At 44.7% G+C, this 26,788-nt stretch carries 29 protein-coding genes and 1 tRNA gene; 10 read left to right on the top strand and 20 right to left on the bottom strand.

Translation table 11 applies throughout. The features are described 5' to 3' along the window. Positions 1-157 precede the first annotated feature (157 nt). The 4 genes from Q0Y54_RS03715 (at position 158) to Q0Y54_RS03700 (ending at position 1,855) form a co-directional block, all read left to right on the top strand. The gene (locus Q0Y54_RS03715) at positions 158-352 is read left to right on the top strand and encodes an N-acetylmuramoyl-L-alanine amidase (protein ID WP_297964418.1); all 195 of its coding nucleotides are present in this window, start codon (positions 158-160) and stop codon (positions 350-352) included. A 203-nt stretch (positions 353-555) separates the two neighbouring features. Then, on the top strand, positions 556-882 hold the full coding sequence (locus Q0Y54_RS03710; protein ID WP_297964414.1) for a helix-turn-helix domain-containing protein: 327 nt from the start codon (positions 556-558) through the stop codon (positions 880-882). A 15-nt stretch (positions 883-897) separates the two neighbouring features. Continuing rightward, positions 898-1,101, top strand: coding sequence for an N-acetylmuramoyl-L-alanine amidase (locus tag Q0Y54_RS03705; protein WP_297964412.1), 204 nt, complete (start codon positions 898-900; stop codon positions 1,099-1,101). Between the two features lie 292 nt (positions 1,102-1,393). Beyond that, a complete protein-coding gene (locus tag Q0Y54_RS03700) occupies positions 1,394-1,855 on the top strand; it encodes a hypothetical protein (protein WP_297964410.1) in 462 nt (153 codons plus the stop codon). Positions 1,856-2,051: 196 nt separating this feature from the next. On the opposite strand, the gene Q0Y54_RS03695 is transcribed toward Q0Y54_RS03700, so the two are convergent. Further along, complete coding sequence (locus Q0Y54_RS03695; RefSeq protein ID WP_297964408.1) at positions 2,052-2,180, bottom strand: hypothetical protein; 129 nt, start codon at positions 2,178-2,180, stop codon at positions 2,052-2,054. 209 nt (positions 2,181-2,389) lie between these two features. Beyond that, positions 2,390-2,986 (bottom strand): hypothetical protein, encoded by a 597-nt coding sequence (locus Q0Y54_RS03690; RefSeq protein ID WP_297964406.1) that lies wholly within the window; start codon positions 2,984-2,986, stop codon positions 2,390-2,392. A gap of 616 nt (positions 2,987-3,602) precedes the next feature. On the opposite strand from Q0Y54_RS03690, the gene Q0Y54_RS03685 reads away from it, so the two are divergent. Beyond that, positions 3,603-3,794 (top strand): hypothetical protein, encoded by a 192-nt coding sequence (locus tag Q0Y54_RS03685; protein ID WP_297964404.1) that lies wholly within the window; start codon positions 3,603-3,605, stop codon positions 3,792-3,794. A 224-nt stretch (positions 3,795-4,018) separates the two neighbouring features. Beyond that, a complete protein-coding gene (locus tag Q0Y54_RS03680) occupies positions 4,019-4,450 on the top strand; it encodes a hypothetical protein (protein ID WP_297964402.1) in 432 nt (143 codons plus the stop codon). Between the two features lie 144 nt (positions 4,451-4,594). On the opposite strand, the gene Q0Y54_RS03675 is transcribed toward Q0Y54_RS03680, so the two are convergent. From Q0Y54_RS03675 to Q0Y54_RS03650, 6 genes are all read right to left on the bottom strand, one after another. Next, positions 4,595-4,816 carry a hypothetical protein gene (locus tag Q0Y54_RS03675; protein WP_297964400.1) on the bottom strand — a complete coding sequence of 74 codons (222 nt, stop codon included), beginning with the start codon at positions 4,814-4,816 and terminating at the stop codon, positions 4,595-4,597. 228 nt (positions 4,817-5,044) lie between these two features. Then, positions 5,045-5,356: a hypothetical protein gene (locus Q0Y54_RS03670; protein ID WP_297964398.1), complete on the bottom strand. Its 312-nt coding sequence runs from the start codon at positions 5,354-5,356 to the stop codon at positions 5,045-5,047. After that, positions 5,353-5,724, bottom strand: coding sequence for a hypothetical protein (locus Q0Y54_RS03665; RefSeq protein WP_297964396.1), 372 nt, complete (start codon positions 5,722-5,724; stop codon positions 5,353-5,355). Before Q0Y54_RS03665 ends, Q0Y54_RS03670 begins: the two co-directional genes overlap by 4 nt. A gap of 1 nt (position 5,725) precedes the next feature. After that, positions 5,726-6,349, bottom strand: a complete 624-nt coding sequence (locus Q0Y54_RS03660) for a DUF4417 domain-containing protein (protein ID WP_297964394.1) — start codon at positions 6,347-6,349, stop codon at positions 5,726-5,728. Positions 6,350-6,523: 174 nt separating this feature from the next. Continuing rightward, positions 6,524-7,060, bottom strand: coding sequence for an ImmA/IrrE family metallo-endopeptidase (locus Q0Y54_RS03655; protein WP_297964392.1), 537 nt, complete (start codon positions 7,058-7,060; stop codon positions 6,524-6,526). Then, a complete protein-coding gene (locus tag Q0Y54_RS03650) occupies positions 7,060-7,425 on the bottom strand; it encodes a helix-turn-helix transcriptional regulator (protein WP_297964390.1) in 366 nt (121 codons plus the stop codon). The genes Q0Y54_RS03655 and Q0Y54_RS03650 overlap by 1 nt, the downstream gene beginning before the upstream one ends. Before the next feature lie 396 nt (positions 7,426-7,821). Here Q0Y54_RS03650 and Q0Y54_RS03645 point away from each other — a divergent pair, with 396 nt between their 5' ends. Then, positions 7,822-8,076, top strand: coding sequence for a DUF4405 domain-containing protein (locus tag Q0Y54_RS03645; protein ID WP_297964388.1), 255 nt, complete (start codon positions 7,822-7,824; stop codon positions 8,074-8,076). Positions 8,077-8,167: 91 nt separating this feature from the next. On the opposite strand, the gene Q0Y54_RS03640 is transcribed toward Q0Y54_RS03645, so the two are convergent. Together Q0Y54_RS03640 and Q0Y54_RS03635 are read right to left on the bottom strand one after the other, a co-directional pair. Next, the gene (locus tag Q0Y54_RS03640) at positions 8,168-8,473 is read right to left on the bottom strand and encodes a PDDEXK nuclease domain-containing protein (protein WP_297964386.1); all 306 of its coding nucleotides are present in this window, start codon (positions 8,471-8,473) and stop codon (positions 8,168-8,170) included. Continuing rightward, positions 8,427-8,579: a DUF1016 N-terminal domain-containing protein gene (locus Q0Y54_RS03635; RefSeq protein ID WP_297964384.1), complete on the bottom strand. Its 153-nt coding sequence runs from the start codon at positions 8,577-8,579 to the stop codon at positions 8,427-8,429. Before Q0Y54_RS03635 ends, Q0Y54_RS03640 begins: the two co-directional genes overlap by 47 nt. 155 nt (positions 8,580-8,734) lie before the next feature. On the opposite strand from Q0Y54_RS03635, the gene Q0Y54_RS03630 reads away from it, so the two are divergent. After that, the gene (locus Q0Y54_RS03630) at positions 8,735-8,884 is read left to right on the top strand and encodes a YvrJ family protein (protein ID WP_297964382.1); all 150 of its coding nucleotides are present in this window, start codon (positions 8,735-8,737) and stop codon (positions 8,882-8,884) included. Between the two features lie 250 nt (positions 8,885-9,134). On the opposite strand, the gene Q0Y54_RS03625 is transcribed toward Q0Y54_RS03630, so the two are convergent. From Q0Y54_RS03625 to Q0Y54_RS03585, 9 genes are all read right to left on the bottom strand, one after another. Further along, positions 9,135-9,221, bottom strand: a tRNA-Leu gene (locus Q0Y54_RS03625). 262 nt (positions 9,222-9,483) lie between these two features. Beyond that, positions 9,484-12,933 (bottom strand): 4-alpha-glucanotransferase, encoded by a 3,450-nt coding sequence (malQ, locus tag Q0Y54_RS03620; protein WP_297964380.1) that lies wholly within the window; start codon positions 12,931-12,933, stop codon positions 9,484-9,486. A 26-nt stretch (positions 12,934-12,959) separates the two neighbouring features. Then, entirely contained in the window at positions 12,960-14,393 is a 1,434-nt protein-coding gene (gene glgA, locus Q0Y54_RS03615) for a glycogen synthase GlgA (RefSeq protein WP_297964378.1), read from the bottom strand. Positions 14,394-14,408: 15 nt separating this feature from the next. Beyond that, entirely contained in the window at positions 14,409-16,919 is a 2,511-nt protein-coding gene (gene glgB / locus Q0Y54_RS03610) for a 1,4-alpha-glucan branching protein GlgB (RefSeq protein ID WP_297964376.1), read from the bottom strand. Between the two features lie 11 nt (positions 16,920-16,930). Beyond that, positions 16,931-19,378, bottom strand: coding sequence for a glycogen/starch/alpha-glucan phosphorylase (locus Q0Y54_RS03605; protein ID WP_297964374.1), 2,448 nt, complete (start codon positions 19,376-19,378; stop codon positions 16,931-16,933). Positions 19,379-19,462: 84 nt separating this feature from the next. Next, positions 19,463-20,563: a glucose-1-phosphate adenylyltransferase subunit GlgD gene (glgD, locus tag Q0Y54_RS03600; RefSeq protein WP_297964416.1), complete on the bottom strand. Its 1,101-nt coding sequence runs from the start codon at positions 20,561-20,563 to the stop codon at positions 19,463-19,465. Between the two features lie 31 nt (positions 20,564-20,594). Beyond that, positions 20,595-21,758: a glucose-1-phosphate adenylyltransferase gene (locus tag Q0Y54_RS03595; protein WP_297964372.1), complete on the bottom strand. Its 1,164-nt coding sequence runs from the start codon at positions 21,756-21,758 to the stop codon at positions 20,595-20,597. 343 nt (positions 21,759-22,101) lie between these two features. Further along, positions 22,102-22,731 (bottom strand): YigZ family protein, encoded by a 630-nt coding sequence (locus Q0Y54_RS03590; RefSeq protein WP_297964370.1) that lies wholly within the window; start codon positions 22,729-22,731, stop codon positions 22,102-22,104. 1 nt (position 22,732) lies between these two features. Continuing rightward, complete coding sequence (locus Q0Y54_RS03585) at positions 22,733-23,392, bottom strand: hypothetical protein (protein ID WP_297964368.1); 660 nt, start codon at positions 23,390-23,392, stop codon at positions 22,733-22,735. A 258-nt stretch (positions 23,393-23,650) separates the two neighbouring features. Between Q0Y54_RS03585 and Q0Y54_RS03580 the strand changes: the two genes are divergently transcribed. Both Q0Y54_RS03580 and Q0Y54_RS03575 read left to right on the top strand, forming a co-directional pair. Continuing rightward, positions 23,651-25,363, top strand: coding sequence for an ABC transporter ATP-binding protein/permease (locus Q0Y54_RS03580; RefSeq protein ID WP_297964366.1), 1,713 nt, complete (start codon positions 23,651-23,653; stop codon positions 25,361-25,363). Position 25,364: 1 nt separating this feature from the next. Continuing rightward, positions 25,365-25,655 carry a hypothetical protein gene (locus Q0Y54_RS03575; protein WP_297964364.1) on the top strand — a complete coding sequence of 97 codons (291 nt, stop codon included), beginning with the start codon at positions 25,365-25,367 and terminating at the stop codon, positions 25,653-25,655. Positions 25,656-25,695: 40 nt separating this feature from the next. On the opposite strand, the gene Q0Y54_RS03570 is transcribed toward Q0Y54_RS03575, so the two are convergent. Next, positions 25,696-26,788, bottom strand: a 1,093-nt coding sequence (locus Q0Y54_RS03570; protein ID WP_297964362.1) for an ATP-binding protein, incomplete at its 5' end; no start/stop codon positions are given.

The following is a 26,788-nucleotide window of genomic DNA, read 5'->3' as shown; positions in this document are numbered from 1 at the left end:
GTCAGAGCAGGTATATTAAGGGATTGTTCCAGAATTTATGCTGGGAAAGTTGAGTCAATAATATAAGACTAATTATGTGTATAAGGCACACAATAGTTGTCCAGGAAAGATGGTACATTTGTAAGTTTTTTGTAAAAAAAGAAAGCCTCCCACAAGCATAAATTTTCCCGACAGGGGACTTAAAAGCCGTTCCCTCCTGTGCGTCCTCCATTCCACCACCATGCCCGCCGCCCTAGTGGAATGCGGTTTTATTGATAATGATATGGATGCAGTGCTCCTGATGAACCACCAGCAGGAAATAGCGGCGGCTATCGCCCGGGGAGTGACGGATTACTGGCAGATGAATAGTTAATAGTAAGCGCAATAAAAAAGCTGTGAAGAAATGACTTTTGGCAAGTCACTTTTTCACAGCTTTTTGGTTCTGTAATGACGCCGCAAGGGGTAATAACTTATCCACAATCAGAAAAATTATTGCAGAATTGTCCCCCCCCGTGTAGAATTATGTTTGTGTAAGGTGAACAAACACAATTCTACAAATATATGGTGGTGCCTGTTATGAATATTGGCCATAAGATAAAACAACGGCGTAAAGAGTTAAAGCTAACCCAGGTGGAGCTGGGCCAGCGTATCAAAAAATCCTCCCAGGTAATTTCCAACTGGGAACGGGCCTACAGCCTCAGTATTGGCTATGAAGAATTACAAAAACTTTCCACGGCCTTATCCGTACCGGTTGACTACTTCATGCCGGATAATTCCCCGGAGCCTGATGAAGAGGTACAGCCAGATAAACGTTTGAAGAGGATCATTCAGGAATATCCGGGACTTGATGAAAAGACCAAAGATATGATTGACGCCATCATTAGAATAAGTAAAAAAAACTGATTTTAGGCCCTGCAGGTGCAGGGCTCTTTCTTTTGTCCAAAAATAAAGGGCCGCTCCCTGCTGTGCGTCCTCCACTCTACCACCATGCCCGCCGCCCTGGTGGAGTGCGGTTTTATTGATAATAATATGGATGCAGTGCTCCTGATGAACCACCAGCAGGAAATAGCCGCCGCCATCGCCAGAGGCGTGACGGATTACTGGCAAAGTATAAGTAAATAAGCTATAAGCATAAAAAATGTTTTTTATAATCTTTTATGCTCACAAATAATTAGGACATTTGTGTATCTATATTTTCTGGTTAAAAGTGCTATATTTATATACAGTCGTATTTAAATATTTTCCTAAAAATTTAGCCAGTAATGTTATAAAAATAATATTTTTATCTCCAAGAACTTCTTTATTTTGGTAGAAAACAATTAAGCAAGACTGTTTTGACAGCCTATAAGGGAGATGGTGCCTATGCTTGCGAGAAACTAATATAAACATTGTTTGGTATTGTAAGGAGGAAAAAATGAAGAAATTTATTTGCGGATTAATGATGTTGGCAATGCTTCTGGGAGCATTTGCCTTTAATATGAACAGCAGTTATGCTGGCCCAGCTGCAGGTCTTACAAGCATAACAGTTCAAGAAATATATGATAACGATAACCACCGTTCGCGGGTCAAAGCTGATGGTACATTAGAAAATCCAAACATCACCTTTACCGGTGGCACTTTATATTTAAAAACATATTTTAATGGTCATCCTACCAGTTGGAATACTGTATTTTACAGAACTAATAGAGTAACAGGTAGTCCATACACATATACAACTATTAGCAGAGAGCCACTGGGAAAAGGTTGGATGCATACTGTAGCGATAAAATTTACAGAATTTAGCGGTTACTATCCAACCATTTGCATTACGGCTATGCCTGCTGGTAGTGCTAAGCCAGTTTCTGGTATGGTAAGTTTTATTCCTATTCAGAAATAAAACTTCCGAGACATATATCACAATTAGATAGTTTATAGCCATAATAAAAGGGGGCTGTCGCATTTGATGATTTTTCATCAAAGCGACACCCCTGTTATTATGCCCATTTTTTATTATTTTGAATAAATGTCCATGGCAACTTAATTCACGGTACAACAAAAACACCGTTTAGATTATGACGGTGTGATATGCTGAATTAGGCTGCTATTTTAAATTCATATAAATGCAGTCCAGTTCTTCCGGCCTTTACCCTATGCTCAAAACGGGAAATATTATATGCCAGAGCCACAATTATACTTTCGGTCAGTACATTTTCCTTTCCCACGGCGCAAATATCTCCGCAATCCCATATCGTCTTTTATGTTGGCAAAGGAACCTTCAACCTAAATACTTCGATTCATGTAAAATGTTTTTTCATATTTATATTTTACACTAAGGACGCAGTCTTGTGGGGCTGCGCTCTTATTTTTTTTGCATAGAAAAGGGGCATCGCCACTAATTTTTCTTAGTGCGATAGCCCCCTTATCAGTTAGGTTATTTATCATCTTTGTCTTTCAGCAACAGATCCACCACATCATCGTCAGGCTTTACTTGAAGCCATTTGCTCAGAAAATCCTCAATATTTTTTACCCGATAATTATAAATATCTAAATATTTCTGCTCTACTCCAGCTGCAGCAGAATCTTCTACAAAGTGTTTCTGTCCATCAATCGCCAACTGAATAATTTCTTCAAAGCTCATTGTTTTCATGCGCTCAGCTGCACGGATATCTGAATCATCAGCATAAGCACCATAATGATAATCACCATACACCAATGCTTGCATTATAGCACTTTGAACTTCACCACCATCTATAGGTCCTAAAGTTTCAAACATCTCGTCCCAAGCCTTCATAAATGCTTTAGATGTACCTTCCGGTGGAAAAATTACATCACCACCAAAATAACAGACATTTTTACTTCTATGCACTCCTGCTGGCTCAACATCATCATACTCATCAGTTGTGGCAGCTTCCTCGTTACTACATGCAGCTGCAAGTAGTGCATCAAAGCCTGATGCTTTCTTCTTTACTTCGCTACTACCTACATAATTCATCTGGGAAGGTTGGGTAACATCATGTACTACTTTCATATAAAACGCCTCCTAAAAAAACAATCCCTTATACGATTATATCGAAGGAAATTACTAAAAATATAATTTACCTTTAAATAAATTTATGTATATTGTTATTGCGGTCTACTGTGGCAGCTCCTTTTATTTAAGGGTGGAAGGCGGGGGAGTCCCGCGACGCAAGCGAAGCGACGCCAGTCCCCGCAGGGGGGAAGGGAGAGCAGCTGGCGACGGGAGCAGAGCGACCTAGTCCCCGCAGGGGGGAAAGGCTGGTCAGCTTTCGATAAGTGTGTCTATCGGAAGTAAAAGCGGGTGGCGGTCGTTGGTGTCTGGTTTTACTTCAGATAGACGTAAGGCGCTTATCGGACGCTCACCAGTAATGGCTTATGAGGCAGGACGAAGGTAAAAACAGACAGGGGGAGCGTGAAACGCGGCTGGGTGCGAAATTAAAAGTCCTGCCCATACTCATAGCACTACACTTGGAGACGGGTCATTTTAAATAGTTTCTGCCCTGGCAGAAAGTCACCGCCTGCGGGGGCTGGGGTTATGGCCTTGGCCATGGCCGCAGCGTCCGCTACTCTCTTGGAGCTGGGGGAGAAATAAAAAACGGGGGTAGGACTGGGCCCAGCTGGGTGCAGTGCTACCCTCCGGGGCTTCATCGGGAGCAGGGGGCGGCGACTGCTTGCCAGTGGCCGCCATACTGGTCATGGGGAAGGCACTGGCCAAAATACCGGGGGTAGGATATCAACCAGCTTTGATGGGGGATATGCTACCCTCCGGGGCCTCATCGGGAAAACGTGCCAGGAAGCCAGCCTATGCTATGCCCTGATATGGCCCTCTCCCACATTCGCAGGGCTTCGGGGGAGCCCTGAAAGGAATGTGTAATTTATGTCTTGGCGTCCCCGTAGGCCGTGGGGAATGTGGCTTTTGCGGTGGCCAATCAGGGCATTTTGGGGGCTGGGTGGTGTGGTGATAATATATTGCTACACTATATAAATTCATGGTATAATAAGTGTGGTGATAATATATCAATACACTAAGGAGGCGTATCTTATGGCCAGGAAAATATACCGTGAAGATATTAATATGAAGGCCCGGCCGAAGCTGACAAAGATTTTATCTGAGGCCACCTGTTACCTTTTGGAGGGGGAGCTTGCCAGAAGTAAAAGGAATGATTTTGACAAGCTCACCATCTGGGCCGAATACATCAGCTGCAGCTGTCTTGTGGTGGATATTCCGGCAGCTGATGGGGAGGCCGAGATTATACATACCATAAAAGTAAATCAAAAGGGGGTTCAGGCATTGGCTGACCATCTGAACCCATATAAAGATATTCCGATGCCGCAGGTTGGCCGCCCGGTGGTGTACGGTGCCGCCGCCCAGCTAAAGGTAAAGCTGATGAAGAAGAAGGGAATGTCCATCAGGAAGATAGCCGCGGAGATTGGGGCCAGTACCTATACGGTGCAGAAATTGCTAAAAAATTAAATGGCTTCCGCCCCGGCGGAAGGCCACCTTGTGCGGAGGGTGGGGCTATGGCCCTGCCATGGCCTCACCTTCCGCTATTCTCTTGGAGATGTGGGGAATATTCTTCCGGGGGTAGGATATCAACCAGCTTTGCTGGGGGATATGCTACCCTCCGGGGCCCTCATCGGGAGATGGGGAGCGGTGACTGGCTTGCCAGTGACCGCCATGCTGGCCAATTAGCAGGCACTGGACAAAATACCGGCGGCTGGGTATGGCCCCGGCCTCTTCAGGTGTTATCAGGGCTTTTTCTGGCACTGCCGGCATCTGTGATGAAGGCGTGACAGGGAAAGACCTGGGGCCAATGCTGCCGGGGGCATACTCTGCCATCCGGGGCACCTTCTCGAGGTGGTGTTTCAGACGCTGGAGGGGGGTGGCCGCACGTATGGGAGGACAGCACCCGGAAGCGGCTCACTTCCATCAAGGCAGCCTAGTTTTTAGGGTGTGGCGACGCGAACGAAGTGAGCTAGTGCCGTAAGGCTGGCCTCCTTCGTACCCATTCCAAAAGGAAAAGCTCCGGCTATTAACCAGAGCTTTGTTTTTGTGAATCCTACGACATTAGTATACTGGGTCGGTCCAAGTCATTTCAGCTTCTACATCATAGAATTTTTTTCCGCCCCATAATGGTGCTTCCAAAAAAGCACTTACACATTCAGAAGAATCCTCCGAAGAATACTCCCAAATATATTTATACTCGTCATTTGGGTTATTGGAATATTGTCCATAATCCAGGGCATAATCTAAAACAAGATAATGCTTGCCGTCTTTGAACCAGCCTTGTATGAAATAATGCTTATCACCATATTTAAACCAGGTTTCATCGCCATAATACAGCCCGTCAACAAAGGCTTTCACATCACCATCTATCATGTCTTGACCCCCTTAAAATATTTTTTGTAAAACTTCTTAACAGCTTTGCTCAACTTCATTGCGTCTGATCTTTGGAAATTTGGACCATAAGTATGAAGATGCAATACTGGTTTTCCAGTTTTGCTTATATTGGGCTCCAGATGATAGGCAATCTCATGGGTTAAACGGTGATTCTTATTATAAAATCTTATCTCGTGAAATTTGCCTTCGTGGTCAAGTCTGACATAGGCATAACTGCTGTGTGCTTCTTCTGGCAGCTTATGAAGCCCATTAAGGCCTTGTAAAACTTTGGCGCCTTCAATATAACCTACAGTTTTATAACTGTATGGAACATTATTGCCAGCAGCATAGGTTCCCCTTCCGCCCATATTACCGCACCACCTTTCTGGATGCGCGATAATCTACGGCAATAATATTTCCTTCCATTTCCGGGAATGGATCACCAAAGCAGATTATAGTCGCAGGCTTTAATTTTTCCAACATAGCCACATATCCACGCATAAAGCCTGAACGGTTCTTCTTGCAGCCAATCATACCCACGGCAACAATAGCGTTTTGCTCAACACCATCGAAGCAGAAATCAAAGCTGGCAGAGGTGCTCCAACTAATAGTTGGAATTACTGAAAGTCCTTTGCTTTGCCAGTATGCGCCTACCCAACGGTTTTTGGCCACATTAGCCAGTTGCAGCCACATATCCATCTCAGCATAAAGAGAAAAATCCGGCGTCAGAACAAACCTGTATTGAGCATATTTTTCCCAATGCTTTTCCGGGCGATAATATGTGCCTTCAAAACGGTAATCATCTACAAAATGATGCACACCACATTGACGATTAGTATCATTGTCGTTTCGCTTAATGTCTGAGCAGGCAATGAGGCGGATATCCTGCAAGTCAATGGTCTGCTTCTTCAGCGATGGGATACCCCATTTACCAACACCAGGAAAAGAATTTCTCATAAAAAGCGGATTATTCCGCATAGTAATACTCTTCATAATCAAGCACTTCCTTTAAAAACAATATAAAATTTGATTGAAGAAATTTGTAGGAAATGCTATCATACAAAGACAAAGAGATATTGGATTTGTTTAATAGCATTTCCAAGATAGAACGCATCAATTAACTGCGCCAACAGTTTTTTGGTGCGTTTTATTTTACAATCATATACATCACCACCTGTGTTTAATACCTAATCTATGGTCAGCAAATCCTTGAGAAACATGGTAATAATCCATAATTTCAGATTCGCACATACCCTTGCTTTCTTCGCGTGGAATCATTACTTCCCCAGTCAGAGCTTTTGCCTGCCACTCAACACTACAATATGCAGGTAGCTCATTATCATCAAAACTCCTGGCATGTATAGGTGTAAAGCCTAGTTTAAAAAGAAAAATGTGGCAGAGCTCATGGCATATAAAACCCAGAAAAGCACCGATACCATCATATGCACCTTCATAGACAGATGTTCTTATTTCAATAGTATAGCCGTCAGGATTGTCATTACGATAACATCTGGCCATTGTTTTAGGTGGTAACTCGTCATCTGGTACCACGATATAATTACATCCTGAAAAGACATCTGGCAGTTCTTCAAGTGCATAAAGGACGGGAAAGGGACCAGTGTTTTTTACGCCAAACAGAAAACGGAAAATTGGTGCTAATTTTCGTAAGTCAGCTCGGCTTATGGATTTGGTGGAGTAGTCCATTATTTTTTCTCCTTATGTGTTAAAATGTTTAATATTTTAATAGCGGTTTCATCGCTCATTCCATTAAAAGAACGGGTAAATTGTAATGCGGCTTTTCGCTGGTTGTTGCCAGCGTCAGTTGCAGTGATTTTGAATTGAGTTTTTGATTCTTCAATATACTCTTTTAAAACATTTATTTCTTCTTTGGACAACTCATATAAATTGGATATTTTTTCTAACCAACCGGCAGGGACATTTTTTTTGCCGTTTTCAACTGCTGATAAAAACGACACAGAGGTTTCCAGCTTCTTTGCCATATCACCCATAACCTCATGGTGCTGTATTCGCAGAATACGGACAAACTCGCCAAAACTTGTGTATGCCATTTGAACACCCTCCTTGCAAACCTTCATTTTTATACCTACTGATAATATACATCTAAGTTTACTGAAATGCAAGGAAATTATTTAACCTATAATTGGTTTAATTTGTTATCGTATTTTTAAACATTTATTATTTGAGAGTATTATATTCAACGCATGGGAGAAGTGCAAGACTTGACTTTTTATGTTGAATGGGGTATAGGCGGCTCACTTCAATCAAGGCGGCCTTGTTTTAAGGGTGTGGCAATGCGAACGAAGTGAGCCCTAAAGGACTAGCTTCACGTCGCTAGTGCCGTCAGGCCGGCCTCCTTCGTACCCCTTTATTTTATAATTTGTTTATTTCCAATTTAGATTTATGCCATATAATATATCCAAAATATAGCGAGGGGGTTATCTATTATGAAAAAGAATTATGGTCTTGACTGGCTTCTTTTTATCAGTGGTTTAATTTGCATTGTTACCGGTTTAATGCTTGATTTTCACCTTATTTCTGGTGGCAGAGAAGCAAGGCTATTTTACCGGAACATCCATATTTACAGTGGTTATTTGATGGCTGTTGGACTATTGCTACATTTATTCTGGCACAAGAGCTGGATTTCCATGGCCACAAAGAAGATTTTAGGCCACAAAAATACCCCTGCTTCAAACCATTAATTAGTTTAAAACAGGGGCTGGAAGGCTATGCAGTTACACATTCCAAGGCTTTATCATAAAGGGCTTCATGCGCCTTTTAAGATACATAATATTATTCATCTGATGAAGCTACTAGCTCCGGCAAACTGGCCAATTCCTGAAGTTTTCGTGACAAAACAGCTTTATCCGGCAACTGCAGCTGATACTGTGACACCATCATTGGGGAAAGTGTACGGCTCATAGCATACTCAACCACTTCATCATTTTTTGAAGCACACAGGAGCAGGCCCACACTTGGATTTTCCTCTGGCTTTTTGACCTGTCTGTCCAGACCTTCCAAATAAAACTCCATTTTGGACACATTTTCCGGCTTAAATTTGCCGACCTTCAGCTCCATTGCCACATTCCCGTTCCTCATCACTTTTACATCCCGACATTATACATAAGTGGTTTGACCAGCTTAATTGTGTCACCAGTGATGACACTTTTTCATTTCCGGCATAAAGCTCGTAAAACTGCTTCATAAAAACGCATACGCCGGTGTTACCGGCTTACATGACGCTTATCTGAAGGAGACCGTTGTCACCCAGCTGGCTGAGTAAGGCCGGTTTAATGATTACCCCTTCACTGCCCCAGGCTGGCGGTGGAGGGGTTTTCTCATAAAGAAAGGAGAATACCTATGGAGGAAAAGATTTTATCAGCAGTCAGTACCGTAGGCTTTCCAATAGTCATTACCTTCTATCTTCTGATAAGGTTCCAGACTACCATGGATAAATTCTGCGAGAAGCTGGATGACCTGATACTGGAAATCCGCCGGGAACACTCATAAATTTTTCAAAAAAATATCCGTGTGGCCATACCTGAAAATCAGGATCCGGCTCCACGGATTTTTTTATATTTATGCACAAATATTGCATTTTCCCCTATTCCCCACTTTGGGATTTTTTTATGCGTAAAAATGGGATAGGGTGAATAACTTTTGTAATAGAAAATTCTTGTGGCAATCATTTGGCAATCACTGGCCATTATTCATGAAAAAAGAAAAGGCCTCCGAAATCTCGGAAGCCTTGATTTTACTGTGGTGCCGAAGGCCGGACTCGAACCGGCACGTATTTGCATACGGCAGATTTTGAGTCTGCTGCGTCTGCCAATTCCGCCACTTCGGCACATTCGCTACTCAACTAAGTTAAGCAACACTTAAATATTACCATTTATTAATAGTCTTGTCAACCATTTTAAAAACTCATCGTTATTAACCTCAGCTAAGGAACAGCATTATCGGCCAGTCCAGTGCCTCATCTTGCCTTGAAGGACCTTTTCCCATGGTACGTATGCACAAGGCCAGCTTGACTCCCTTGATATATCCCCACAGCAATGGAAAAAATATCCAGATGAAGCCTAAAGCCCCATCTGGATTTAATGGTCATTTTATCGATTATATTTATCAACCAAATCAGCAAGCCATTGAGCCTTTTCATCGGTCAGGGCACCTGGCAGCATCCGCCAGCTCCAGTTACCACCGGCTGTGCCCGGAAGATTCATGCGGTTATTGCCATCCAGGGCCAGTATATCCCACACAGGAATAATCGCTGTTCTCGCCCTTGAGGCATAGGCATGCTCTACCATGGCCCGGCAAAGAGCTTCATTATCAGCACCCTCCTGACCAAGGAGCTTTGCTACTGCCTCCCTGGTCTCAGTGTCCAAATCCTCTTCCAGCCAGCCTACTACTGTATTGTTATCGTGGGTACCGGTATACACCAGACAATTCTCCGGCTCTACATAGTTAATTCGGTGGAAGGCATTGAAATGCAGCTCAAATTGGAGAACCTTCATGCCAGGGTAACCACACCTTTCCCGCAGTGCTTCCACCTCATCGGTGATAATCCCCAGGTCTTCCGCCACAATCGGCACACTGCCCAATGCTTCCTTTATCTTTTCAAAGAATTCCCTGCCTGGTCCCTTCACCCACTCACCATCTATAGCTGTTTCGGCGTCACCGTCAATCTCCCAGTAGGCCTCAAAGCCCCGGAAGTGGTCGATACGAACCATATTCACCTGCTCAAACATGCGGCTTAGACGGCTTATCCACCAACGATAATCATCAGCAGCCATCTTGTCCCAGTCGTATTGCGGATTGCCCCACAGCTGGCCAGTTATGCTGAAATAATCAGGTGGTACTCCGGCCACCTTCAATGGTCTGCCATCCTTGCCCAGCTTAAACAGCCGCTGATGTGACCACACATCGGCACTGTTTTGGGAAACAAAAATTGGCATATCACCTAAAATCTTTATCCCTTTTCCATTGGCATAAATCTTTAGCTCCTGCCACTGCTTGGAGAAAATATACTGGAAGAAGCATTCCTTGCCTATATCCTCACTAAGCTCATAACGGGCCTTTTCCAGGGCTTCCGGCTTACGGAGCTTCAAATCCTCCGGCCAATCGTTCCAACCGGCATCACGATATTTTTTGGATATGGCCTTAAACAGGGCATATTCACTAAGCCAATAGGCCTCCTGGCTGCAAAAGCCCTCATATACCACCATATCCTCCGCATTAGCCCGGGAGAAGAAGCGTTCAGCCGCCTTATCCAGAAGCCCTGTCTTTATCTGACGGGCCATTTTATAATCCGTCTTGTTGGAGCTCTCTACAGCAGAAATTTGAATATCCTCCTCGGATAACAGCCCCATATCCACCAGCTTTTCCAGGGAAATAAGCATAGTATTGCCTGCAAAGGCCGATGGCGACGCATACGGCGAATTACAATTATCCACCGGAGTCAAGGGCAATATCTGCCAGATTTTCTGGTTGGCCTTGGACAGGAAGTCCACGAACTCATAGGCAGCAGGACCCAAATCACCCACTCCAAACCTTGAAGGGAAGCTGGTAGGATGCATCAGGACACCGCATTCTCTGTTATACTTGACTTCCTTTTTAACACATCTGTATATTTTAACACTATAGGGAGCCAAGGATACATGGAGCACATCCCGGATAACATTTAACTCCCGGCCATCACCAAAGACGTTGGTAAAGCTGCCTGCCCACAAATCCCGTACATCTGCATAGACAGTCCGCAATTCCTTTCCCCGGTTCATCAAAATCAGGAAAACATCATTTTCTCCTGGCTGACCAAAAACATCCCGGCCATCATCAATAACCCTTGCATAACCAAAAACATCCCCATCCGAATAAATAGGCAGGAATTTACCGGTCTGCAGAGCCATATTTTCATTTCTCAGATGAATGAGCTGCTTATACCACTGGCGCATATCCTCATCGCCATTTTCCCAATCATAGGGAAGCCGGCAGAAGGGATCCTTGTAGCCCTCCATAGCAATCTCATCACCATAATAAATACAGGGAACCCCCGGGAAAGTCATTTGCCATGCCACAGCCATCTTCAGGCGCTTCTTCCCCAGCTCCCGCTGCTCATCAGGCAGCTTGTATTTGGCCTGAAGTCCCTCCGGCATCCCCTCACAGGACGGTGCCTCACCCAACAGAGTCAGAATACGCTCCCGGTCGTGACTGCCCAAAAGATTCATCATGGCATAGAAATTCTGTGCTGGATAATTCTCCTTAAGGCTCATAATCCTCCGACATACCTGATACCCGTCAGCATAACCCAGGAGAAAATCCATCACTATCCTGCGGAATGGATAATTCATGGCTGAATCCATCTCATAACCGCACAAATAATGGCGATTTACACCATAGGCCACCTTATTGGAAGCATCCTCCCAAACCTCGCCAATAAGCACCGACTCGGGATCCGTACGCTTCAATTCCTTGTAAAGGGCCTGACTGAATTTTTCAGGCAGCTCATCGATAACATCCAGACGCCAGCCGCTGATGCCCTGCTTGTTCCAATAATGAAGTACACTGTCCTCATTGTGAATAATGTAGTCCATATAGGCAGGGGTTTCCTCCCGCACATTGGGAAGGTTGGTAAAGCCCCACCAGCTTTCATACTTATCCGGATAATCAATAAAGCTGTACCAGCTATAATAAGGGGAGTCCTTGCTCTGACAGGCCCCAACTGAATCATACCGGCCATATTTGTTGAAATAAATACTATCCTCACCGGTATGGCTGAAAACACCGTCCAAAATAAACCGTATACCCAGCTTTTTACCCTCGGCACACAGCTCAGCAAACTCCTCATTGGTTCCCAGTATGGGATCCGTCTTCATATAATTTCCCGTATCATAATGATGGTTGCTGGCGGATTCAAATATTGGATTCAGGTATATCACCGATATACCCAAATCCTTCAAATATGCCAGCTTTTCCTTAATACCGGCAAAATTCCCCCCAAAGAAGTCATAGGCAATTATTTCACCGGTATCAGGGTCCTTGTAATAGCGTGGTTTATCCTTCCAGGACGCATGATAAAGGGCATTTGGCTTCTCCACAATGGTATTTCCCTTGCGGTAGAACCGGTCAGGGAAAATCTGGTACATTACGGAATGCTTAAACCAGTCGGGAGTTTTGGCCCCCTTATTATATACAGTAATCTGGTAGGAGGCATGGGGGCAATCTGCCAGAAGGCCCACGCCCCCCATCTGCTCATCATTATTACAGTAAAAATAAACCTGACCATTAACGCTGATTATAAAGTGGTACCACAGCAGGGTCCCCTTTTTAGGCATGTCAACATAACCCTCGTAATGCTCTCCATCCTCCATAAGGGTCATATTGTACATGGTTTCACCTACCCGATCCTCCCATATGCGGATTTTTATGCCGCTAATCTTCGTTTCACGGTCGGTGTCCACCTTTAGCCTGAGACGTACCTTACTCTCCGTCTCAGCTGCTCCCACAGGGAAGCGATAAAATTCATTTTGTGAGTCGTGAATAATATTTAATAGCGCAGCCACAAAATGACCTCCTTACAGCATAAGCACTAGGCCAACAGCTGTTTGTACATATCAATATACTCGTTTGCAGACTTTTTCCAATCAAAATCAGAGGTGATGGCATTATGCTGAAGCTTATTCCATATCTGTAGATTGTCATACTCCGTAAGTGCCCGCTTGACGCAATACATCAATTCATGGGCATTAATGTTGGCAAAGGAATAGCCATTACCGGAGCTGTCATTTTTATTAAATGGCTTTATCGTATCCTTGAGGCCGCCGGTCTCACGAACGATTGGTACAGTACCATAGCGAAGGGCTATCATCTGTCCGATACCGCATGGTTCAAAAATGGATGGCATAAGGAAGAAATCAGCACTGCCATAAATCTTCTGGGCCAAATCATTGGAGAAGAAGATATTGACGGAAACCTTGCGGGGGAACCGCCACTGAAGCTCACGGAACCAGTCTTCATAAGCCTTGTCCCCTGTCCCAAGAAGTACAAACTGACACTCCTCGTGGGTCAGAAGCTCATCCAATATTCTGGTAATAAGATCAATGCCCTTGTTCTCCACCAAACGGGTTACCATACTCAGCATTGGAATTTTACGGTTTACAGGCAGATTAAGCTGTGCCTGAAGCTTTTCCTTGTTGTTCAGCTTTTTATACAGAGTATTAATATCAAAGTTCTCATAGAGATACTTATCAGCGGCCGGGTCATACACAGAATTATCAATACCGTTTACTATGCCACGAATATCATTGCTGCGGGAGCGGAGCAGGCCATCCAAATGCTCACCAAAGAATTCATACTGAATTTCCTCCGCATAGGTACGGCTTACGGTACTGATTTTATCGGCATACACAATGCCGCCCTTCATGAAGTTGACACAATCATTGAATTCCAGATCACCATTGTTGAAATACTGCCAATCCAAGCCCAGTACATCCCCCATAATATTCTTGTCAAAAATCCCCTGATACTTGAGATTATGAATAGAAAATACCGTCTTAATGCCATCGTAACGGCTGTCTCCCTGATGCTCCAGCTTCAGGAATACATTAACCAGGGCTGCATGCCAATCATTGGAATTGATCACATCAGGCCAAAAATCCATGATTGGCAACAGATTAAGTACTGCACGGGAGAAGAAGGAAAATCTCTCAGCATCATCAAAATACCCATAAAGGCCATCACGATAGAAATATTCCTGGTTATCCACAAAGTAATATGTAACCCCTTCATATTCCAGCTTATCCACCCCGGCATACTTTTCCCGCCAGGAAACCGGAACCGTAATATCCCCCACATGCTCCATATTATTACGGTATTCCTCGGAAATACTGCTGTACTTTGGCAGAATTACCCTGGCATCTACCCCTTCAGCTTTAAGGTATTTCGGCAATGAACCGGCAACATCTGCCAATCCACCAGTCTTAATAAAAGGAACTGCTTCAGAAACTACATATAAAACTTTCATAACTTACACCTCTCTCTACAGCTGAGTTTTTTTGCGACCCCTGGTGGACTTAGGCTTATCCTCCTGTTCGCCCTCAGCCTGTTTCTTTAAGCCTCGTTTAGCCTTCGGCTTTTCGCTTACTTCTTTATCCTCTTTAGATGTGGTAGTGGTAGCTTTTCTGGTCCGAGTTTTAGGCTTTACTTCCCCGTCGTTTTCCTCCTTGGCCTTGGCGGCAGCTGTCTTCCTTGTTCTGGTGGTCTTTGGCTTTACTTCCTTTTCCTCTGCCTCCTTGGCCTTTGTACTGGCCGTTTTCCTGGTTTTACTTGTTTTTACTTCCTCTTCCTCTGTTACCTTATCCTTGGAGGTGGTGGCTTTCGCTTTCCTGGTCCTGGTTGTTCCAGTCTTTACTGCCTCAGTCCCCTCCTCCTTGGCCTTGGCCGCAGCAGTTTTTCTGGTACGGGTAGTCTTGGTTTTCGCTTCCTCTTCCTTTACATCATCCTTTTCGGCAGCTGTCTTTTTGGTGGCTGCCGCTTTTTTGGTTGCTGTGGTCTTCCTGGTTGCAGTCTTCTTTGTGGTGGTCTTTTTGACAGCAGCTGCCTTTGTCTGGGCAGAGGCTGCCTTTGAGGTAGTCTTTTTCACCACACTATTACTGGGAGACTTTAGCTCAAGGTAAATCGTTGCCAATGGCGGCACAGTTACCAGAATGGAATTGGCTTTTCCCTGCCATGCCATATCCTCTGAAATAATATCATAATCATTAAGCACGTTGGAGCCGCCAAATTCCTCTGCATCACTGTTAAAGACTTCCCGATACACACCAGCCTCAGGAACACCAAAGCGATATCCCTGACGCACCTCCGGGGTGAAATTGGTAATGGCAATGATATAGGAGCCGTCCTCAGCCTTGCGGATAAAGGATACCAAGCTGTCATCTGCATTGTCACAATCAATCCACTCAAAGCCGCTCCAGTCAAAATCCACCTCCCAAAGGGCTTTGTGGTCAACATAGAACTTATTAAGTGCCCGGGAATACTCCAGCATCTGGGTATGCTTTTCATATTGCTCCACCAAATGCCAGTCAAGGCTGTCATCAAAATTCCACTCAATGAACTGTCCAAATTCTCCACCCATGAACAGCAGCTTCTTGCCCGGGTGAGCCATCCAATAGCCATAGAAGGCCCTGAGGCCGGCAAATTTTTGCCAATAATCACCCGGCATTTTGCTGATAAGGGAGCATTTGCCATGCACTACCTCGTCGTGGGACAGCGGCAACACAAAATTCTCACTGAAGGCATACATCAATGAGAAGGTCAGCTTATCATGGTGCCATTTGCGGTAAATAGGATCAAGGCTGATATAGCGAAGAATATCATTCATCCAGCCCATGTTCCATTTATAATTAAAGCCCATGCCGCCCATATAGACCGGCTTGGAAATATTTGGCCAGGAGGTGGATTCTTCTGCAATCATCAGGGCCTGAGGATAATTTTTAAATACTGCCTCATTAAGCTTGTGGAGGAAATCAATTGCCTCCAGGTTGCCATCGCCACCGTATTTATTAGGAACCCAATCCCCATCCTGACGGCCATAATTCAAGTACAGCATATTAGCTACGGCATCGATGCGCAGTCCGTCAATATGATACTGATCCATCCAGAACAGGGCATTGGATATCAGGAAGCTCTGTACCTCGGTGCGGCCGTAATCGAAATTCACCGTTCCCCAGCCGGCATTATCAGCCCGCTGAATATTGTCAGATTCGTAGAGATTCTGACCGTCAAAATCCCGAAGTCCCTGATCATCCTTGCAGAAGTGTCCGGGCACCCAATCCATGATAATGCCTATTCCCTCCTGATGGGCTCTGTCCACCAGATAGCAGAAATCATCAGGGGTGCCATAACGGCTGGTAACTGCATAATACCCGGTAGCCTGATAACCCCAGGAGCCATCAAATGGATGCTCACAAAGAGGCATAAACTCTATGTGGGTATAATTCATGCTCTTCACATAATCAATCAGCTGGTCAGCCATATCCCTATAGGAGAGATATTCCCCGTCAGGGGTACGCCGCCACGAACCCAGATGAACCTCATAGGTCAGCATGGGACGGGTGTAGGAAGGATGCTCCTCCTTAAACTTGGCCCATTTGCTGTCGTGCCATGTGTAATTATTTAAATTGTAGACAATGGAAGCAGTCTCAGGCTTTTTTTCGGCAAAGAAGCCATAAGGGTCGGCCTTCATGATATGCGGTCCTTCATGCTGAGGCAAAATTGCATACTTGTACACAGTGCCCGGCCCAACATCAGGGATAAACAGATTCCATATCTCCCCATCCCCCAGCTTGGACATTTTATTTACCCTGGTATCCCAGTTGTTAAAATCTCCTACAACCGAGACCTCCTTGGCATGAGGTGCCCAAACGGAAAATCTTACTCCGGATTTTCCGTCCTGCTCCATTACATGTGCCCCCAGCATTTCATAGGCACGAAAATTAGTCCCCTGATGGAACAAAAATAAATCAAATTCGCTTAACTCAGATGTTTTCATGTATACTCCTATCACTTAATCTCTACAGGCTCAATATGCCAAATATCCTCAGCGTACTCGGTTATTGTACGGTCAGAGGAGAAAATACCGGAATTTGCAATATTTACAGCCGAGGACCTCAGCCATGCGTCACGATCCTGATAACGGCGAACGATTTCCTCATGGGCTGCAATATATGCATCAAAGTCCTTCATTATAAAGAACTCGTCATTACTGTTAATCAAATAATCAAACAATGACTGGAAGTTGCCGTAGGTACCATCAGTAAGCTGGTTCATAACGGTGCGGACCCGCTCATTTGTATTATATTCATCCCAGGCATTGTATTTACCGTTTTCATAGTAGGCGATAACCTCTTCGGCTCTCAGGCCAAAGATTACACAGTTATCATCCCCCACCTGCTCATGAATTTCCACATTGGCTCCGTCCATGGTTCCCAGGGTAATGGCACCGTTCATCATGAACTTCATATTACCTGTACCGGAGGCCTCCTTGGAGGCAGTGGAAATCTGCTCGCTGACATCGGCTGCCGGATATACCATTTCACCCAGGGTTACGCCGAAATTCTCCAGGAATACCACCTTGATCTTACCGTTAATGCTTTCATCATTATTAATCTTGTCAGCAACAGCATTAATAAGGCGAATGGTTTCCTTGGCGGTATAGTAGCCAGGTGCTGCCTTGCCACCGAAGAAATAAACTACTGGTACAGGCATATCATAATCAGGATCATTCTTCAAACGATTATACTGATACATAATATGCATAATATTCATAAGCTGACGCTTATAGGAATGAATGCGCTTAACCTGAATATCAAATATGGAATCAATCTTTACCCGCACCTTATTATGAGACCATACATATTGTGCCAAGGCCCGTTTTCTGGCTCTCTTTACCTTATTGATAGCCTTCAGGAAATCAGCGTCATCCACATAATTATTCAGCTTCTTCAGCAGCTTAATATTGTGACGCCACTCACGGGTCAGCTTATCATCAATCAGATGTGCCAAATCGTTATTGGCACTTATGAGCCAACGACGATGGGTTATACCGTTGGTTTTGTTGTTGAACTTTCTTGGGAATACCTTGTAGAAGAATTTCAGGGTGTTGGTCTTCAAAATATCAGAGTGAATTCTGGCCACACCATTTACGCTGTAAGAGCCTACCACAGCCAGGCGGGCCATGTGAACCTGACCATTTTCAATAATGGACAGCTCGCGAACCAGAGCCTCATCCCCAGGGTACTTCTTACGAACCGTGGCCAGGAAGCGGCGATTAATCTCCTCCACTATCATGTAGATACGAGGCAGCATTTCCTTAAAGAGGCCCACCTCCCACTTCTCCAGTGCTTCCGGTAAAATGGTGTGGTTGGTATATGCGCAGGTCTGGGTGGTAATATCCCAGGCATCCTCCCACTCAAGACCATACTCATCCACCAGAATACGCATCATTTCCGGTACTGCAGTGGCCGGATGAGTATCGTTGATATGGATGCCGATCTTGTCGGAAAGATCATAAACATTGTCATGGGTCAGCATAAAGTGACGAATAATACTCTGCACACCGGCTGACACAAAGAAATACTCCTGGAGCAGGCGCAGCTTCTTACCATCAGATAATCTGTCATCAGGATAGAGGTACTCGGTAATGCGGTTTACCCAACGGCGATACTCCTGACGCTGGTTAATTTCCTCCTGGGTAAGGGTACCATAGTCCGAAAAGTCCATGTTAACCTCTGCGTTCCACAGGCGCAGGGTATTTACAGTGGTATTCTTGTAGCCGATGACAGGCACATCATAAGGAACGGCCATTATATCGGTATACCCCTCATAAACCAGCTTCAGCTCCTCCTCGCCGGGCACCTCCTTCATGTAGGCATGACCGCCGATCCGGACATTAACAGCCTTATTGGGCTTTCTGAATTCCCAGGCATAGCCATCCCGCAGCCAGTTATCAGGGATTTCAATCTGGGTACCATTTATAATTTTCTGCTCAAAAAGTCCGTACTGATAACGAAGGCCGCAGCCATGGGCCGGCAGGGCCAGAGAAGCCATGGAATCAATAAAGCAGGCTGCCAGTCTGCCCAGACCGCCATTACCAAGGCCTGCATCCGGTTCCTCGTTGTAGATATCATCCAGCTTGACATTCAGCTCCTTCAATACAATATTCAGGGCGTTCTTCAGGTCGAGATTAATCAGATTAGTATTCAAAAGACGCCCCAAAAGGAACTCTATAGAAAAATAATAAATCTGCTTATTATCGTTAATAGCATACTGCTTGTTGGTCTTAATCCAATTCTCTGTGGTGTACTGCTTTACCACTGCTGCCACAGCGTTGTAAACCTCATTTTGAGAAAGCTCTGACAGCTCCCGCCCATAAAGTATCTTGGAGGTTAAAATAAAACGTTCCTTCAGTTCATCCTTAATTTCATCAATATCTCTGTCAATAAATGCCATATAACCACTCCTACATAACTACAAAAGCCAAACAGGCCCCTGACGATACGGTCTCCCCTATCACCAGCGGCCTGACATCAATTATTAAATAACGGTGCTCTTAGCAATAATCAAAGGATAATTTTCCGCACCCTTTAACCACTGATCCTCAGACACAACAACATTCTTGTCGCAAATAACATCCCTGAGCATAGCATACTGTTCAATCTGACACTGCTCCATGATTATGCAATTCTTTATTTTTACGCCCTCGGCCACCTTTACATCCCTAAAGAGGATACTGTCCTCCACCTCACCGTGAATTTCACAGCCATTGGCAATAAGGGAGTTGGTAACCTTGGCAGTATTCTTGTATTGAACCGGAGAAGCATCCTTGGTCTTGGTATGAATTGGATGCGCACTCATAAACAGTTCACTCCACACATCAGGCTTCAATATGGCCTGGTTGGCATTGAAATATGCCATGGTGGAATTGATGCGGGCCGTAAAGCCCTTGTGTTCATAGCCGTAAATACTGTATTCATCCATGTGACGAATAATGCCATCCACCAGCATACTGTTGCCGCCCCGCTCAAAGGTGGAGGTTACCAGCTTTACCAGGGTATCCTTGCGCATGAGGTAAATCCCCATAAAGTCATTGGAGCCCTTGGTGGAGGTCATCCGCTTGGCAATATCCGTTACCTTGCCATTGTCGGCCACCTGCATGGAAGCAGCTTCACCCGGCAAATCCTCCCAGGCCTTACAGTAAACCATGGTTATATCAGCGCCTGTATTCTGATGGAAAAGCAATACCGGTCTAAAATCAATATTGTATACCGTATCGGCCTGTACCAGGAATACGTATTCAGCTGCACTGCGAATAACGAAATCTATATTTTGATAAAGAGCAGCAAGAGCAGTGGCATTGCTGCTGTCACTATCATTAGGGAGATACGCCAAGCCTTCACGATGACGGGCCAAATCCCAATCCTTACCGGAACGCAGGTGGTCAAAAATAGGTCTTGCCTTCTTGGAAAGCAGTACCCCCACATAACCAATACCCGAATTTACCAGGCTGGATACGGCAAAATCCAATACGCGATAACGGCCGGCTATAGGCAGTGCCGCCACAGGACGATGTTCACAAAGCTCCTTCAGCATGCTGTTGGCACCATCAAGTTTTATAATCCCCATCACATTACTCAATATGATCAGCTCCATTTCTCATTTCAAACAATCAGCTCACCTGCTGTCCCAAATCTGCCTGCTCCGCCTTTATGATTTCCCCCTCAGGAACTACAGCAATAGCCCCGGCTGTGCCGCTGACATGGGCACCGCTGGAAATCACGCAGTTCTGGGCCACAATGGCGTGATCGATTACTGCATTATCCTCAACTACGGTAAAAGGCATAATCACAGAATTGGTCACCTTGGCCCCCTGGCCAATCTTTACACCGGAGAACAGTACAGAATGGTCCACCTCGCCCATAATCATTGATCCTTCGTTCAGCATCGAGCAGGTAACCTTGGCATCCTTCCCCACATAGTGAGGCGGCAGGGACGGATTGTTGGAATAAATTTTCCATGCACTGTTAAAGGAGAATGGAGGCTCATCCTGCAATAAATCCATATTGGCCTGCCAAAGGCTCTCAATGGTTCCAACATCCTTCCAATAGCCCTCAAAGGCATAGGAGAACATACGCGCTTTGTTGGCCAGCATGGCAGGAATAATATTCTTGCCAAAATCATGACTGGAGTTATCGTCAGCCGCATCCTCCTTCAGGTATTTATCCAGGAAATCCCGATTGAAAATATAAATACCCATGGAAGCCAAATTACTCTTTGGTTTGGCTGGCTTTTCCTCAAATTCTACAATACGGCCATCCTTTTTGTCAGTATTCATAATGCCAAAGCGTGGAGCTTCATCCCAAGGCACCTCAAAGACGCCAATGGTGGCATCGGCCTTGTTTGCCCGGTGGGCAGCCAACATCTTGGCATAATCCATAGTATAAATATGATCCCCGGACAATATCAAAACATAATCCGGATCCACCATATCCACAAAATTCAAATTCTGGTAGATGGCATCAGCTGTTCCCTTGTACCAGTCAGCACCCTTGTCCCTTGCATATGGCGGCAGTATAAACACGCCACCGTCGGACTTGTCCAGGTCCCAGGCGTCACCAGTACCCAGATAATTATGGAGCTCCAAAGGGCGATACTGGGTCAGCACGCCAACCTTGTCTATGCCGGAATTGGCACAATTGGAAAGTGGGAAATCAATAATACGATACTTTCCCCCAAACGGTACTGCCGGTTTGGCAATGTTTTTAGTTAGGGCCCCCAGGCGGCTTCCCTGACCACCTGCCAAAATCATGGCCACACATGTTGTTTTACTCATAAAACTCACTCCTGCGCTTAATCAGCTCCAGGCTCAGCCATAGTACACCTTTCCCTACACAGCCGCCACCTGAAAAACCTACTATGATGAAAAATAAACTCCGTGCAAAACAGTATCTTGCACAACGCCCTTACAACGAACACTAAACTCCCACTGCGCCGTTGGCTTGTGCTCACTAAGTGTTCATAGTAAAAACTAAAACGAAAACCAAAACTAAATTTATTGTATTGTATATAATTCTTTAAATATAAAAAAAATCCTGCAAAGATACTGGTTTATAAAAAAATAAACTTTTTTCCCATTATGTTCACAGGTAATATACACTTTCAAAATTATTTCAGCATCAAATAGGCACCTCCATATATTCCGGCTTCCCCACGTGAATAACACCTCGCCCCGAGGTCAAATCCACCAGCTCCCGCTGAACAGCCTCCACATCATTGGGCTCAATAAGCAGGTTGACCTTCACCCTATCAGTATATTCCGTTTCCTCTGTACGCACATTGTTGCTGCGCACCCAATTTTCCACGGTTCCCAGCATGGTATAGTCCAAATCCACAGCCACTCTGCTAAATGGCTTTACTTCAACCTGGGGCGTAGCCTCAATGCCCAGAGAAGCAGAATGATTGTAGGCCCGTATGAGCCCACCTGCCCCAAGCTTGATGCCGCCAAAGTAGCGGGTAACCACCACCACAATATTGGTCAGGCCGTGCTGCTTTATGGCCTCCAAAATAGGATTTCCTGCGGTCCCTCCCGGTTCACCATCGTCGTTGGATTTTTGCTGACTGCTGTCATGGCCCAAAATCCATGCTGAACAATTATGCCGAGCATCAAAATGCTTTTTTTTAATCCGCTGGACGAATTCACGGGCAGCCGCCTCATCCTCCACATGAGCCGTATAGGTGTAAAATTTCGATTTCTGAATCTCATAATATGAAGTTCCAAAATCAGCTGTGGTTTTATAGGGCTGCATATTAATTGACCTCCGGTATGGTGAGATTGCGTCTGAGGGCATTAATCTCACTGGCAGTAAACAGCATGTCAGGAGAGTTGCCAATCATGGCATCATTCAAATATCCCAGCTGCACATCATGGTTATCGGTGGGCATTTTATCCGGATCCGCCGTCATTTTGGTGGCCCTGACGGTCCTTAGCTGGGCATCAGAATAGGCCTTGGTTTTTTTCAGAATGGACAGGGTTAAATCATAATTTATATCGTCCAGACTAATGGGCGGTGTCATCTGATAAATTTCATTGTGGAGATTTACCACATTGGATTCCAGCTGGTTCAAGCGGGTATATGCCTCCCGAAGAGTTATATCCTCATTTTTGAAATCCCTTATAATGTGGTAATAGGACACCCAACAATAGTCCATGGCATCCAGCTTTTTCTTGTAGACTGTATACCACTCCCCAAAGGCCAGCTGCTGGGCTGTAATATGACGAATTGCAGACTCATCCAGCTCCTCATACTGATTTGATGTACTGGTGTAATAGCCATAGCCAGTAATGGACAGGGCCAGAAGCAGGGAGCCGCAAAAGGCATAGAAGGCCATCCGGCTTTTAATATTCCGTTCCAGCACCAGCACGGTCAAGGACAATATAATAATCCCTATGATAATTGGTAATATCATGTGCAAATCCCTTCAAAAAACAAAATTAGAGATAAGGCTATTAACATATTATAACTCATTTGGAATTTTTTTTCTTCCCATGATGAAAAATATTCCACGAGTTTTTTCCTGATAAAGCAGCCTCCCCCCCAAGAAAAAATTACTGTCTTTTATACAGCCCTGCACCAGCCTGTGGGAATACAAAATATCCATGGTATATTCACACAATTTTGGTATATAATTAATAGGATTTATTTTAAAGAATGGAGAAGCTTTTTTATGAAGAAAAAGGATATTGCCAAAAGCATCTGGAGTATGATGCGTTCCTACTGGAAATCTGAGGAACGGTGGTGGGCCCGTGGAATGCTGGCCGTCATTATTTTTTTAAATCTGGCCCAGGTTTATTTGCTGGTTTTATTGAACCAATGGAATAACGATTTTTACAACGCCCTGCAAAATTATGATTTTGAAAATTTCTGGCCCCTTGTAGGTCATTTTACCCTTATAGCCTTTATTTTCATCATCGTGGCGGTTTATGCCATTTACCTGCGGCAAATGCTGGAAATAAAATGGCGTACCTGGATGACCAAAAACTACCTTAATAATTGGATGCAAAACCAGGTATATTATAAGCTGCAAATGCTGAAGTCGGATATGGATAACCCGGATCAGCGTATTTCGGAGGACATTCACTCCTTTATTACCCTGACCTTAACCATTGCCTTGGGCTTTCTAAAGCAGCTTACCATCCTGGGGGCCTTTATATTCGTGCTGTGGAATTTATCCGGCTCCCTGGATTTGACCCTTGGAGAAACGGCCATTTCCATACCAGGCTACATGGTGTGGCTGTCCCTGATATATTCTATCGTTGGTACCTGGCTTGCCCACAAGGTGGGACGCCAGCTCATAGGTCTCAATTATGACCAGCAGCGCTATGAGGCAGACTTCCGTTTTAACATGATACGTGTCCGCGAAAACAGTGAAAGTATTGCCTTTTATCGTGGAGAGTCTCCGGAAACCCGGGGCTTTGAAGACCGATTTAAAATGGTGGTAACCAACTTCTGGGCCCTGATGAAGCGCACCAAGCTTTTAAATTTCTACATCAACGGCTACGCCCAGCTGGCCATCATTTATCCCCTTATCATGGCGGCACCAAAATATTTTTCCGGTGAAATGCAATTAGGTGGCCTTATGCAGACCATCAGTGCCTTTGGCCGGGTCCAGGATGCCCTCAGCTACTTTGTTGAAAGCTACGAGTCCATCTCCCAGTATGCAGCAGTTATCCGCCGTCTTGGTGACTTTACCAGCCATATGGAGGAGGTAGATGACCTGCAATCCGATTTTGATACCGTCAACAGTCCTGACAACAGTATGGCCATTGCCAATATGAACATTCACCTGCCTGAGGGCAAACAGCTTATTGAAGGCTTAAATTATGAGTTTACGCCTGGTGAATATACACTTATAAGCGGTCCCTCCGGTTCGGGAAAAAGTACCCTGCTGCGGGTCTTGGCCGACCTGTGGCCATACGGCAACGGTACCATAAAGCGGCCTGACAGCTGGCGTATAATGTTCCTGCCCCAAAAACCATATCTGCCCTTAGGCACCCTCCGGCAGGCCATTTATTACCCACAAAATGTACCTGAAAATGACACTGCCGATATCAGCGCATACCTAAAAAGCTTCGGCTTGGCTAATCTTATAAGCCGTATTGATGAGGTGGACGACTGGAGCAGAATTCTGTCCCTGGGCGAACAGCAGCGCATTGCCTTTATCCGCATCCTCCTGTTTAAACCGCAGATGGTATTCCTGGATGAATCCACATCGGCTATGGACGAAGCCATAGAGGCCCACTCCTATGATACGCTGAAATCCAGTCTGCCGGAAATGACCGTAGTAAGTGTAGGCCACCGTTCAACCCTGATATCACGTCACAGCACGGTGCTGCGCCTTATGGGGGACGGAGCCTGGAAAATTGAAAGGATAATGTAATATGCCGGGAATGCGTTCAAAATTTCCACTAAATCCCCCCCCCGCCAAAAAGGAAGCCACCTTCAGCAGGGGGGAAAAAGCCGGCATAGCCCTGTGTCTGGCAATGTTTCTCTTCGGCCTGTCCGATTTTGATTTACCCTTATGCTTTCTGACCAGCTCCTTCCTGGTCTACGAAGCCCACGTGTTCCTAAAAAAAGCCCATAGCGACCAGGACTGGTTTATGTCCAATCTGCTGAAGGGCATGAGCATAGCTATGTTTGTGGGCTCCATTATGATGGTTCTGCTGCTTTGAGCTGACCGGGGGCCCATTATATGATTATTGTAACCAATAATCAGAAATCCTTTTCAGCTTTCATAAAATCCATGATATTGGCATGGATTATGCCATTGCGTTTTTGCAGCAGTTTATCGGTGGTCAGTACATAGCGAGGATAATTGTCGTGTTTTATCATCTCAAGTGGTCTGTATTCACGATTTTCAGTATCCTCACTATCCATAATAGTGTAGGCAACCTGTATATACGCATAATCCATATCCTTATTTCTCAAGATAAAATCACACTCAAACTTGCCAAAACGCCCGATGCTGACCTTATAGCCGCGAGTCAGGGCATAATTATGAACTATATTTTCCAGCACCGGACCATAGTTGATCCGCTTATCTGTATTCATAGCAAAATAAAAGGACAAATCAGCCAAATAATACTTTTTATCTCCCATAATAGCTCTTCGTGATTTCATATCAAAACGATCACATCTTATGAGAATTTTGGCATTTTCCAGTGCCTCCACATATTTATTGGCAGTTTCAATTTTAAGTTTAATCCCTCGCTTGTTCAAATCGCCTACGATATTGGTTATATTAGTAGAAGCACCAAAATTAGAAATAAAATAATTCATAATAGCCTCAAAAGCTACTTTATTTCGGATACGTAGTCTGGAATGAATATCCTTCTGGTATATTTCCTCAATGAGATTTTCAACATATTCCCGCCTGGCAGGGAGTGTTCTTAATTTTAAGGAATAAGGGAATCCGCCATCGTAAACAAAATTTGTTAATTCCTGTAGATCATCCCCAAGGGAGATTTGCAGGAATTTTTTCATGCCAAGGTACTCCTCGAAAGTTAGGGGATACATATCAAATTCAATATAACGCCCAGTCAATTTGGTGGACAGCTCTCCGCTGAGCAGATAGGAATTAGACCCTGTAATAAAAATTGAAAAATCCCCTTCTTCCCGCCAAGAATTAATGACAGCTTCAAAATCATTTATGTTTTGAATCTCATCAATAAAAAGGTACTTTTTACCATCAGCATTGGCATCTTCTTTAATCAGATTATTTAATTCCACGGCGGTGGTAATATCAAAGTACGGGCGTTTATCAAGATTGAAAAAAATAATATTGTCCTCGCTAATTCCGTCAGAC

It is taken from the genome of uncultured Anaerovibrio sp., from assembly GCF_947302755.1.
Taxonomy (GTDB): domain Bacteria; phylum Bacillota; class Negativicutes; order Selenomonadales; family Selenomonadaceae; genus Anaerovibrio.
This window is presented reverse-complemented; position numbering and strand designations above follow the sequence as displayed.